General features: G+C 71.6%; 9 protein-coding genes. 5 read left to right on the forward strand and 4 right to left on the reverse strand.

Translation table 11 applies throughout. The features are described 5' to 3' along the window. Positions 1 to 62: 62 nt before the first annotated feature. Positions 63 to 1247, forward strand: a complete 1185-nt coding sequence (locus HUS56_RS09820) for a hypothetical protein (protein ID WP_173923241.1) — start codon at positions 63 to 65, stop codon at positions 1245 to 1247. A 14-nt stretch (positions 1248 to 1261) separates the two neighbouring features. Here the strand turns inward: HUS56_RS09820 and HUS56_RS09825 are convergent, their stop codons facing one another. After that, positions 1262 to 1666 (reverse strand): hypothetical protein, encoded by a 405-nt coding sequence (locus HUS56_RS09825; protein WP_173923242.1) that lies wholly within the window; start codon positions 1664 to 1666, stop codon positions 1262 to 1264. Positions 1667 to 1734: 68 nt separating this feature from the next. Here HUS56_RS09825 and HUS56_RS09830 point away from each other — a divergent pair, with 68 nt between their 5' ends. Beyond that, entirely contained in the window at positions 1735 to 2733 is a 999-nt protein-coding gene (locus HUS56_RS09830; protein ID WP_173923243.1) for an LLM class F420-dependent oxidoreductase, read from the forward strand. Positions 2734 to 2767: 34 nt separating this feature from the next. Here HUS56_RS09830 and HUS56_RS09835 read toward each other — a convergent pair whose 3' ends face one another. Then, positions 2768 to 3046 carry a glutaredoxin family protein gene (locus HUS56_RS09835; RefSeq protein ID WP_173923244.1) on the reverse strand — a complete coding sequence of 93 codons (279 nt, stop codon included), beginning with the start codon at positions 3044 to 3046 and terminating at the stop codon, positions 2768 to 2770. Positions 3047 to 3115: 69 nt separating this feature from the next. Here HUS56_RS09835 and HUS56_RS09840 point away from each other — a divergent pair, with 69 nt between their 5' ends. Then, complete coding sequence (locus HUS56_RS09840; protein WP_173923245.1) at positions 3116 to 3550, forward strand: YdeI/OmpD-associated family protein; 435 nt, start codon at positions 3116 to 3118, stop codon at positions 3548 to 3550. A gap of 185 nt (positions 3551 to 3735) precedes the next feature. On the opposite strand, the gene HUS56_RS09845 is transcribed toward HUS56_RS09840, so the two are convergent. After that, entirely contained in the window at positions 3736 to 7299 is a 3564-nt protein-coding gene (locus HUS56_RS09845; RefSeq protein WP_173923246.1) for a bifunctional RecB family nuclease/DEAD/DEAH box helicase, read from the reverse strand. 184 nt (positions 7300 to 7483) lie between these two features. Between HUS56_RS09845 and HUS56_RS09850 the strand changes: the two genes are divergently transcribed. Together HUS56_RS09850 and HUS56_RS09855 are read left to right on the forward strand one after the other, a co-directional pair. After that, entirely contained in the window at positions 7484 to 8518 is a 1035-nt protein-coding gene (locus HUS56_RS09850) for an agmatine/peptidylarginine deiminase (RefSeq protein WP_173923247.1), read from the forward strand. Then, positions 8515 to 10497, forward strand: a complete 1983-nt coding sequence (locus HUS56_RS09855) for an amidase (protein ID WP_254431389.1) — start codon at positions 8515 to 8517, stop codon at positions 10495 to 10497. Before HUS56_RS09850 ends, HUS56_RS09855 begins: the two co-directional genes overlap by 4 nt. Positions 10498 to 10560: 63 nt before the next feature. On the opposite strand, the gene HUS56_RS09860 is transcribed toward HUS56_RS09855, so the two are convergent. After that, on the reverse strand, positions 10561 to 12222 hold the full coding sequence (locus HUS56_RS09860) for a molybdopterin-dependent oxidoreductase (RefSeq protein WP_173923248.1): 1662 nt from the start codon (positions 12220 to 12222) through the stop codon (positions 10561 to 10563). Between the last annotated feature and the right edge of the window lie 30 nt (positions 12223 to 12252).

A 12252-nucleotide genomic window follows, 5' to 3' on the forward strand; every position in this document is an offset into this window, starting at 1 on the left:
ACCGGGCCTTCATAGGCTGGGACGAGCGACACCCAACGTCGCGGGAAACCGGGGAGGTACCAATGTCGGTCCACTACGAGCTGCCCACGACCGCCGACTTCGCCACGCTGGCCGGCCCGCACGCCCCGGCCATCAGCATCTACGCCTCGACTTCGCCGGTCGTGACCGAACGCGAACGCGCCGAGGTCGCCGTCAAGAGCGCCTTCGACGAGGCGATCGAGCGCGTGAGATCATCGGGAGCAACCGCCGCTGAGATCGACCGGCTCCGCGAGGAACGAGACGCGATCCTCGGCGACGCGGAGCTCTGGGCGGGCCTCGCCCGCTCGCTCGCGATCTTCGTCTCACCGGGTTTCAGCGAGGTGTTCGTGCTCCCGAACCAGCTCGACGACGCGGTGCACGTCGGCTCGCACTTCACCCTCGGGCAGCTGCTTCGTGCACCGAGCCAGGACCAGGAGGCGTTCGCCGTCGCCATCTCGTCGAACGAGTGGTCGCTGTGGCACGCGACACCGACCGACCGTGCCGTGCAGATGCCGGTCGACCCCAACCTGCCCAAGAGCGCCGACGAGGCATCCAATCGCGAGCCCGGCGAGCTCGGGCAGCGCCGCGGCAGCGGACACGGCGACCGCGGCATGAGCGAGGAGGACCGCCGTTCCACGACCCTCGACATCTACGCCAAGCGGGTCGCCGATGCCGTCCGCCAGGAGCTCCTGACGCACGACCCCGATGAGCGCGTACCGCTCATCGTGTTCGCCGCCGAGCCGATGCTGAGCCAGTTCATCGATCGTGCCCGCAACGGTCGCCGACTCGTGCCGGTGCAGGGCGCCCCCGATCGTCTCGGGGCGGCAGAGCTCGACGAGGCCGTGCGACGCGAGCTGGCGAGCCTGAACATCTCCGAGGCCAAGCAGGCGATCCACGGCCTCGTCGAAGGCAGCGCCGGTCGTGTCGAGCGCGATCTGGCCGCGATCGCCCGGCTCGCGGCCGAGGGTGCCGTCGAGACGCTCTGGTTCGACTTCACGAGGTCGGTGAACGGCACGCTCGACCAGGAGACCGGAGCCGTGCAGTTCGCCATGGGCAACGGCGAGGGCGAGGAACTGCAGGACGGGACGCAGGCCGGCGACGTGCTCCCGCAGCTCGCGCTCCTCGTCATCTCGAAGGGCGGCAAGGTCGTCACGGTCCGCAGCGACGATCTCGATGGTGACGTGTGGTCGGCGCCCGCGATGGCCGAGCTTCGGTACGCGCTCGCCTGACGATCGGGATCGGTTTAGATGGATGCCGCGACGGCGCGCCCCGCGGCATCCGATCGCTTCGACCCCTGGTGGGCACCGCGGACGCGGCGCGCAGTTGCCCGCACCGGCACGACGATCGGATCGCGCCACCCGAAGCGGATCACGATCTCGGAGACCTCCGAGTCCTCGATGATCGCCTCGACCGTCGTTCGCGTGCGCTCGCGCACCACGCGACGACGGGGCGGGGTCTCGCGGAGCTCGAGCCAGAGGCTTCCGGGGTGCGGAACGACGCCGGGATTCGCCGCGGCGAGCCGAAGCTCCCAGCCACCGGTCGGACACAGGCCCGAGCCGATCACGTGGACGAGCCGGCCCTCGGACGTCTCGACCGTGGTCGCCGTGAAATCCCGGGCGGAGAAATCGCAGTGCATCGGGGCATCCATCTCACCGACGCTATTGGGCCGATCTCGCGCTGTCGTCAGTGCTGGCGCTGAGATGCGAGGCTGGGGGAATGCGATTCGGAATGTTCGTTCCCCAGGGCTGGCGTCATGACCTCGTGGGCATCGAGCCCGCCGACCACTGGGACGCGATGCACTCGCTGGCCGCCTACGCCGATTCGCCCGATTCCGGCTGGGAGTCGATCTGGGTCTACGACCACTTCCACACGGTGCCGGTGGTGTCGCGGTCCGAGGGCGCGCACGAGGCGTGGGCCCTCATGGCGGCGTACGCGGCGTCGACGTCACGCGTGCGGATCGGCCAGATGTGCACGTGCATGAGCTACCGCAACCCGGCGTACCTCGCCAAGGTCGCCGCGACGGTCGACGTGATCTCGGGCGGGCGACTCGAGATGGGCATCGGCGGCGGCTGGTACGAGCACGAGTGGCGGGCCTACGGATACGGCTTCCCACCCGTCGCCGAGCGACTCGGCCGGCTGCGCGAGGGCGTCGAGATCATGCGGCAGGCGTGGACCACCGGGTCCGCCACCCTCGACGGCAGGTACTACCAGGTCGACGGCGCGATCGTGCAGCCCAGACCGCTGCAGGCCGACGGCGTCCCGATGTGGGTGGCCGGGGGCGGTGAGCAGGTCACGCTCAAGATCGCCGCGACGTACGCGTCGTACACGAACTTCACCGGCACTCCCGACGAGTTCGCGCACAAGAGCGACGTGCTCCGCGGGCACTGCGAGAAGCTCGGCAGGGACTTCGACGAGATCACCCGCTCCAGCAACTTCAACACCGTGATCGGGTCGGATGCCGCGGATGTCGCTGCGCGACTCGATCGCCTCGAGGCGCGCCTCTCGCCGTACCTCGGCCCCGAGAAGATGGCCCGCTACCTGGCCGACCTGCACGCGCCCAACGCCCTGGTCGGGACGCCCTCGGAGGTCGTGGCGAAGCTCGCGGAACGTCGGGGGCTCGGGCTCTCGTACGCGATCCACTACTTTCCCGAGGCCGCGTACGACCGGTCGGGGCTGGAGCTCTTCGCGTCGGAGGTCATGCCGGCGCTCCGGTGAACACGGCGCCTGCTTCCGGCGCGCTCGGCTCGAGCTACGCGGCGAGCTCCTCGTCGAGCTTCGCGGCGAGCTCGGCGTCGGTCGGCTCGGTGAAGTGCGTGCCGTCGGGGAAGACGACCACGGGGATCTGGGTACGCCCGCTGATGGCCTTCGCCCGGTCGGCGGCGTCGGGGATCGCCTCGAGGTCGACGTACTCGTAGTCGACGCCGCGACGGTCGAGCAGCGCCTTCGAGCGGCGGCAGTCGCTGCACCAGTCGGCGCCGTACATCGTGATGCGGGCAGGGTTCAGGTCGGGATTCGCAGGGAAGGTCATGACTCCAAAGATATGCATGGAATCTGATCGTCGTTCCCAGCTTGGCCGCCTGATGGCAGACTCGGGCCCATGCGGTTCGAGACGACGATGTTCCTGTCGGGCAACAACACCGGCATCGAGGTGCCGCCCGAGGTGATCGAGGCGCTCGGCGCCGGGAAGAAGCCGCCCGTGAAGGTCACGGTGAACGGGTTCGAGTACCGCAGCACCGTCGCGGTCATGGGTGGGAGGTTCCTGATCCCGTTCAGTTCCGACAAGCGCGCGGCCACCGGAATCCAGGGCGGCGACCCGATCGTGGTCGAACTGGAGGTGGACAGCGAGCCGCGCACGGTGGAGGTGCCCGACGACCTGGCGGCGGCGCTCGACGCGGCGCCCGGTGCCCGGGCGGCCTGGGAGAAGCTTCCGCCGAGCCACAAGAAGGCCCACGTCACCGCGGTCGAGTCGGCGAAGGCGCCCGAGACTCGGCAGCGCCGCATTTCGAAGGCGGTCGAGTCGCTGTCGGGGTGACGCCGACCCGGGGACGGCCGCGGCGACGAGTCACCCTCAGCTCGAGAAAGCAGGGCGACACGCCGCGGCGACAGCGAGGACAGGGCCGACCCACCGGTTCTCGCGTCTGCGCCCTGTATCCGCGGCCTCGCACCGCCCTCGCGTGGTGTGTGCGCCTGCGTGGGCCCGAGCGCGGCGCGGCGCACTCAGGCCGACAGCATGGCGCGCGCCGGCGTGTCGGCACCCACGAGGCGGATGAATGCGCTGAGCTGCGCGACGCCGTCGGGCGTGCGCGGCAGCGTGTCGAGGAGTCCGGGCGAGTACACGAGGTAGGCCGCCCACTTGGCGCGCGAGATGGCCACGTTCAGCCGGTTCTTCAGGAGCAGGAACTCCACGCCGCGCGGCGCGGCCGCCGCCGATGACGCCGCCAGCGACACGACGGCCACCGCCGCCTCCTGGCCCTGGAACTTGTCGACCGTGCCGACGGGCACGTCGCGGTAGCCCGCGGCGTCGAGCGACGAGCGGACCTCGGTGAGCTGCGCGTTGTACGGGGTGACCACGATGAGGTCGCGTTGGCTGAGTGCGCGCGGTGCGGATGCGGCATCCGTGGCGTCGACCCACGTGCGCCCGAGCAGGCCGCGCACGAGGTCGACGACGACGAGCGCCTCTTCGGGCGAGGCGGTGGCATTGCCGACGTGCTCGACGGGGATCGGCACGAGCCCCGGCGGGACGCCGTCGAGGCGGCGCAGCGACGCCACCTCGTGCGAGTGCAGCTCGCCGTCGTACGAGAGGTGCGAGACCGGTTCGGCGACCGCGGGATGCATGCGCCGGCTCTCGGCGAGGAAGTACCCGTACTCGGGAGGCAGCACGTCGTGGCCGTCGGCCACCCACCCGAGGGCGGAGGCGTCGACCGGCTCGGGATGGTTGCCCTGACTCACCTGCGGCAGCTGCTGCGGGTCGCCGAGCAGGAGCAGGTTGCGCGCCGCGACCGACGCGGCGATGGTCGACGCGAGCGAGAACTGCCCCGCCTCGTCGATGACGAGCAGGTCGAGCGAGCCGCGGGGCACGCGGTCGGCGTTCGCGAAGTCCCAGGCGGTGCCGCCGACGACGAATCCGGATGCCGCGTGTTCGGCTGCGAACCCGGCGACGCCGTCTTTCGTGATGGTCGTGTACGCGTGGTTGCCCGGCTGGCGCGGGTCTTTCGGCGCCTTGGCCACGAGGTCGGGCGCGAGGCCCGCGCGGATCGTGGCGTCGAGCACGTTCTCGACCACCGCGTGCGACTGGGCGACGACCCCGATCTTCCACCGGTGCTTCGACACGAGCTCGGTGATCACGTGCGAGGCGACGTAGGTCTTGCCCGTGCCTGGCGGGCCCTGCACGGCGAGGTACGAGTCGTCGAGGGCGCGCAGCGACGCGATGACGGACGGCACGTAGTCGTGATCGGCGAGCGGGGCGAGCCCGGTGCCTCGGGTGCGAGGCGGGGTTCGACGCAGGATGTCGACCGACGGGTTCTTCGGCCACGCGAACGGGTAGAGGCCCGCGAGCTCCTGCGCCCACTCGGCGATGGCGCCCTGCTGTCGGCCGGCGCTCGGGGGTGCGCCGGGAACGACGGCCATGGGCAGCTCCGACCAGGTCGCTCCGGCGACGGAGCGCTCTTCAATGACGAGCCCGTCGTCGAGCACCTCGAGCACCCGTACCGAGTTCGGCGTGCGCGAGCCGGGTCTGAGTCCGAAGCGCGGGAACGGCGCAGGGGAGTCGTAGAGCACGAACAGCTCTGCGCCGACACTGAACTTCGAGCCTGGAGCGACGCGCCCGCGCAGTCGCACGTGCCGGCGGTCGCTGCGCTGCGGCTCCTCGCGATACCAGCGCTGCTCGACGTGCGAGATCGCGGGGTCGACGACGAGCACGTCGCGGTGGTCCTCCCAGGCCTCGACGGGCTGCTCGACACGGAAGAAGTGCGACCACCAGAAGGTCTTCGCCTCGCGGTCGTGATAGTCGATGGCGGCGGCCGCGAGGGCGAGGGCAGTGTGGTCGGCGTCGCGCTCGGGATCGTCGGGCGGGCCGGCGAGGCCGTGGAGCACGACCGCGAGCGGCGATCGCTCGTAGATCTTGCCCTCGGACTTCGCGGCCTCGACGAGGAGGGACTCGGGCACGGGCTCGACGCCGGCATCGCGTGCGAGACCCAGCAACCAGTCGCGAAGTCGCAACGTCGAGACGCAGTCGTAGCGGTTGTAGTCGGCCAGGTCGTCGAGCACGTACTGCGCCGCTTCGGCGCCGGCGAGGCCCGTCGCCGGGTCGAGCTCACCCGTCGCGAGCAGCTCGCGCGCGCGAACGTACTCGAGGATCGAGTCGCCGCCCGACTTCACGTCGGCCTCGCGCAGCTCGGTGCCCATGTAGAGCGGTTCGAGCTTCTTGATCGAGTACGACCGGCTGCCCACGCGCACGGCCCGCTTCACGATCGGGTAGAGGTCGACGAGCACGCCGTCGGCCAGCAGCTGGTCGACCTCGGCCTCACCGACGCCGTGGCGGGCGGCGATCGTCAGCAGGTGCGTGCGCTCGTAGCTCGCGTAGTGGTAGATGTGCATGTCGGGATGGGCCGCACGGCGCGCCGCGACGAGCTCGAGGAAACGCTCGAGCGCCACCCGCTCTTCGGCGAAGCTGTGCGCCCACAGCGGGGTGTAGCGCTCGTCGGTGTCGATCATGCCGAACAGGTAGTCGAGACCCCAGTCGGTGGCTGCGCCCTCGGTGTAGAGGGGGTCGCCCTCGAAGTCGAAGAAGAGGTCACCGGGATCGGGGTGCGGGATCGCCGCGAGCGACGCCGCGTCGCGCACGACCACCGGCGGCGGAAGCGGTGGATCGTCGGGGAAGCGCTCGCCGGAGGCATCGGCCGCGGCCTCGGCCGCCTCGGCCTCGAGTTGCAGCCGTGCCTGGATGCGGTGGTTCTCGATCGTGCCGTCGAGGATGCCGGACACCGGGCCATCGGATGCCGCGAGCTCGTCGATCGTCGTGATGCCCGCGTCGAAGAGGGCCGCGCGCTGGGTGACGCGGAGTCCGGCGACGAGGAGCACGTCGCGGTGCGCCTGCACCTCGAGGTCGCAGGTGGGACACCGCCCGTCGAGGGCGTAGCGCGGGTCACCCCACGCGACCGGCCCGTCTTCGGACAGCCGCTCGGCGACGATCTGCTCGAGCCGCGCGCGTCGCAGCCGGTACACGGGGGCGATGTCGTCGAGTCGGTGCTCGCTGACGGTGCCGTCGCCGAGCAGCAGCTCGACGGTGTCGGCGCACGGCACGCCCGTGCGCTCGAGCTGCTCGGCGTACGCAGCGAGCTGGAGGAGCGCCGTGACGCGCGCGCGCCGGGCGAGCTTGGAGTCTTGCACGAGGTAGCGGCCGTCGGGTCGGCGCACGATGAAGTCGGCGAAGCCGATGAAGCCGTCGTCGGCGAAGGTCGCCTGGAACACGACGGGCGCACCGGCCTCGAACGCCGCCCGGGTCGCGTCGACCGCCGCCGCGACGGCGGCCGCGTCGCGCACGTCGGGACGCGCGATCTCGACCACGCCCGGCCCGAACCGGGCGCGATACGCCTCGAGCACCCGGTGCTCGTGTTCGTCGCCCATGCGACCGGCCCGCTCGAGCATCACGTCTTCGGGATCGGGTACCGGGTCGATGCGCCCGAGCTTCGCGTCGAGCGCGCGCAGGAACGCGAACTCGCACTCGGACGCCTTCTTGAGGTCGCTCGCGCTCGTGACGACGGTGCCGTCGACCAGGTACATTCGGCATCCCTTCGTCGTTCCCGGTTTTCACCGTAGCCGCCGCCGCCGACATCCGCCGCCGTCGTCGGTCGCGCCCACGCCCCGGGGTCGTTCGTCGGTCGCAGATGATGCCGACGCGGCATCCGCGGGCCATGATGAGAGACGGATGCCGCGGCATCCGACCCCCAGACGACGAGGAGCCCGCATGGCCTGGCGCATGCCCGCAGAGACCGCCCCGCACGAGCGCACGTGGATGGCGTTCCCGCGCCCGGGGCTCACGCTCGGCGACGACCCCGCGGCGGCCGACGAGGCATGCGCCGCCTGGACGGCCGTGGCGCACGCCGTCGCCGAGTTCGAGCCGGTCACGATGGTCGTCGACCCGGTCGAGCGCGATCGCGCGCGCCGCATGCTGAGCGCCGACATCGAGCAGCTCGAGGCGCCGCTCGACGACTTCTGGATGCGCGACATGGGACCGACGTTCGTGGTCGACGACGAGCGCCCGGGCGTACTCGGCGGCGTCGACTGGATCTTCAACGGGTGGGGCGCACCGGCCTGGTCGACGTGGGCGAAGGATCGCGAGATCGGTCGGTACGTCACGGAGGCCGCCGGCGCTGAGCTCGTCTCGTCGATGCTCGTGAACGAGGGCGGCGCGATCCACGTCGACGGCGATGGCACGGTGCTCGTCACCGAGACCGTGCAGCTCGACCCCGGACGCAACCCGTACGCCGACAAGGCGCGCATCGAGGCGGAGCTCGCGCGTACGATCGGGGCGACGCACGTCGTCTGGCTGCCCCGCGGACTCACACGCGACTACGAGGAGCTCGGCACCCGCGGCCACGTTGACATGGTCGCGACGATCTCTTCGCCCGGCGTGCTGCTGCTGCACGCTCAGTCGAACCCCGAGCATCCCGATCACGAGGTGATGCGCGAGCTGCGCGCGGTGCTGTCCGAGGCGACGGATGCCGCAGGCCGCCGCTTCGAGATCATCGACCTGCCCGCTCCGGCGCAGTTGCGCGACGACGAGGGCTTCGTCGACTGGAACTACGTGAATCACCTCGTGGTGAACGGCGGCGTCATCGCCTGCGGCTACGGCGACGAGCGGGCGGATGCCGCGGCTCGCGACCTGCTCGCAGCCGCCTACCCGGGGCGACGGGTCGTGACCGTCGACGCCCGGCCGATCCTCGCCCGGGGCGGCGGCATCCACTGCATCACGCAGCAGCAGCCGGCGGTGGAGCGATGAGCGACGCCCGGTGGTCGAGTAGCGCCGCCCGGTGGTCGAGTAGCGCCGCCGCAGGCGACGCGTATCGAGACCCCGCCACAGGCGACGCCCGGTGGTCGAGTAGCGCCGCCGGAGGCGACGCGTATCGAGACCCCGCCACAGGCGACGCCCGGTGGTCGAGTAGCGCCGCCGGAGGCGACGCGTATCGAGACCCCGCCACACGTCTCGAAAGGGCTGCTGCGCGGCCCACTCGGCCCCCGCGTGGTGCAGGCGGGTTCGACGTCGTCGAGGCGTCGATCGCCGAGCTGCGGTCGGCGCTCGAGTCGGGTGCCGCGACATCCGTCTACCTTGTCGAGGCCTACCTGGCCCGCATCGAGGCGTACGACCGCCCCGGCACGCCCACCGCGCTGAACTCCGTGGTCGTGATGAACCCCGACGCACGCGCCGACGCGCGGGCGTCCGACGAGCGCCGAGCCCGTGGCGAAGCGCGCGGGCCGCTCGATGGGATCCCGTACACCGCCAAGGACAGTTACCTCGTTCGCGGCCTCACCGCCGCGGCCGGAAGCCCCGCGTTCGAGCACCTCGTCGCCCAGCGCGACGCGTTCACGATCGAGCGGCTCCGTGCGGCCGGGGTCGTGCTCATCGGCCTCACGAACATGCCGCCGATGGCGAACGGCGGCATGCAGCGCGGACTCTACGGACGCGCCGAGAGCCCGTACACCCCCGACTCCCTCCCGGCAGCCTTCGGCTCGGGCTCATCGAACGGCTCGGGCACGGCGCCGGCCGCGTCGTTCGCCGCGTTCGGCCTCGGCGAGGAGACGTGGTCGTCGGGCCGCGCGCCCGCCTCCAACAACGCGCTCTGCGCGTACACCCCCTCGAGGGGCGTCATTTCGGTGCGGGGCAACTGGCCCCTCGTGCCCACGATGGACGTCGTCGTGCCGCACACGCGCACCATGGCCGACCTGCTCGAGGTGCTCGACGTGATCGTGGCCGACGACCGCGAGGTGCGCGGCGACTTCTGGCGCGTGCAGCCGTGGATCCACATCCCCCCGGCATCCGTGGTCCGCCCCGGTTCGTATCGGACGCTTCAGGTGAAGGATGCCGCGGCAGCGCGCTCGAGGCTCGCGGGCAGGCGCTTCGGGGTGCCGCGCATGTACATCAACGCCGACCCCGACGCGGGAACGGCGGAGCCCGGGCGCACCCCCGGGATCGGAGGCCCGACCGGGCAGCGCATCGACACACGGGCATCCGTCATCGAGCTCTGGGAGGCCGCGCGTCGCGATCTCGAGGCCGCCGGCGCCGAGGTCGTCGAGGTCGACTTCCCGGTCGTGTCGAACTACGAGGGCGACCGCGTCGGTGCGCCCACCATCGCGACGCGGGGGCTCGTGTCGCCCGAGTTCCTCCGACGCGAGATCCTCGACCTGTCGGCGTGGGCGTGGAACGACTTCCTCGACGCGAACGGCGATCCGGCGCTGCATAGCTTGGCCGACGTCGATGGTGCGCGGATCTTCCCGCCTCCCGAGGCCGCGCTGCCCGACCGCTACACGGGCTTCGACGACGACATCGCGGAGTATCCCGCGTGGGTCCGAGCCAACCCCGGCGCCGGCCTCGACGCCATGCCCGAGCTCGAGTCGGGCCTGCGTGGCCTCGAGGAGACCCGGCGCATCGACCTCGAGCATTGGATGGACGAACTCGGCCTCGACGCGGTCGTGTTCCCGGCGGTCGCCGACGTCGGCCCGGCCGACATGGACGTGAACGAGGCATCCGCCGACCTCGGTTGGCGAAACGGCGTGTGGGTCGCGAATGGCAATCTCGTGCCGCGCCACCTCGGCATCCCGACCGTCACGGTGCCGATGGGCACCATGAGCGACATCGGGATGCCGGTGGGCCTCACCTTCGCCGGACGCGCCTACGATGACACGGCCCTGCTCGCCCTGGCCGCGGCCTTCGAGGCGACCGGATCGCGCCGGACCTCGCCTCCGCGCACGCCGCCGCTCTGACCGGACCCCTCCATGCCGACGTCATCTCGCTCGGCCCTTCCGGCTCACTCGCGCGGGCCGGGGTCACGAGACGGAGACCGAGCGCTCGTGCAGGCCGGTGGCGCCGTCGGGCACGACGCCCTGTCGCTTCGAGGTCTGCACCTCGCCGTCGGCTCCGGTCGCGCGCACGCGGATGGTGTGGTTCCCCCTCGCGGCATCCCATTCGTAGCGCCACTGCACCCACGTGTCCGTCGAGATCGCGGTCGCAAGTTCGGCCGGCTGCCAGGGTCCGTCGTCGACCTGCACGTCGACGGCCGAGATGCCGACGTGCTGATGCCAGGCGACGCCCGCGACGGTGATCGGGCCTGACGCGAGCGCCTGTCCGACGCGGGGCACGTCGATGCGCGATGACAGCTTGACGGGACCCCGCGCGCTCCACCCCCGGTCGGTCCAGTAGGCGGTCGCCGCATCGAACCGGGTCACCTCGAGGTCGACCACCCACTTCGTCGCCGAGACGTAACCGTACAGGCCGGGTACCACCATGCGCACCGGGAACCCGTGCTCCGCGGGCAGCGGCTCGCCATTCATGCCGACGGCGAGGATCGCGTTGCGGTCGTCCTCGAGCACGCTGAGCGGGGTCGATGCGGTGAACCCGTCGACGCTGCGTGAGAGCACCATGTCGGCGTCGGCGCCGGGCCGCGCGCGCCGCAGCAGCTCACGGATGGGATAGCCGAGCCACACGGCGTTGCCGATCAGGCCGCCGCCCACCTCGTTCGAGACGCATGCGAGCGTCGTCGTGCTCTCCTCGAGCGGAAGGGCGAGCAACTCCTCCCAGGCGATCGTCACCTCGCGCTCGACCATGCCGTGAATGCGCAGGCTCCAGCTCGACGGATCCACCGCCGGTGCCGCGAGCGCCGTGTCGATGCGGTAGAACCGGGCGTTCGGCGTGAAGAGCGGCGTGATGCCGTCGACGTCGAGCTGGGCTCCCGCAGGGATCGTCGCGGTGTTCGTCGGGCGAGGCAGCGTGATCGTCTCGCGGATCGCCGTGACGGCGCGAGAGCCCGCCTGCATCGCGTAACCCCCCAAGGCGGCGAGCGCTCCGATCGCAGCGGCTCCGCCTGCCCAGCCGAGGAAGCGACGCCGGTCGATCCCCCCTTCCGCCGGTCGAGGAGAGGTCGCCGCACCCCCCTCCGCCGGTCGAGGAGAGGTCGCCGCACCGCCCTCCGCCGGTCGAGGAGAGGTCGCCGCACCCGGTCGACCCGACGCCCCCGGGGCATCCGCAACCCGCCCCCCCTCCCTGACCCGCAACCGCCGAACGAGCACCTGCAGCGCGAGCACCCCGGCGATCGCGGCGATCGCCGGGGGAGCGAACGCAAGCATCGTCGCATTGGCCCGCGTCAGCGCGGCGACGACTCCCACGACGCCGAGCGCACCGATGAGCACCTGCCCGAACGGTGGCCACCGATCCTCCAGGACCCCCGCGGCACCGGCGACCGCGATGAGCACGAGGGCGATGCCGACGAGCAGCGCAGCCTTGTCGGCCGTGCCGAAGAGGGCGATCGCGGCATCCTTCGCCCAGGGCGGCGCCAGGTCGATGAGCAGCGATCCGACGACGACGAACGGGCTCGACGGCGGCGCGAGGATGGCAGCGGCCAGTTCGCCGATGCCGGCCCCGAAGACGACGGATGCCACACCCGCCGCCGCAGGCAGCACCCACCCGCGTCGCCGATGCCTCGTCTGGGGCATGGGCACAGCGTACGCTCGGGGGCTGCGCTC

The organism is Agromyces sp. Marseille-P2726 (assembly GCF_902809835.1).
GTDB lineage: Bacteria > Actinomycetota > Actinomycetes > Actinomycetales > Microbacteriaceae > Agromyces.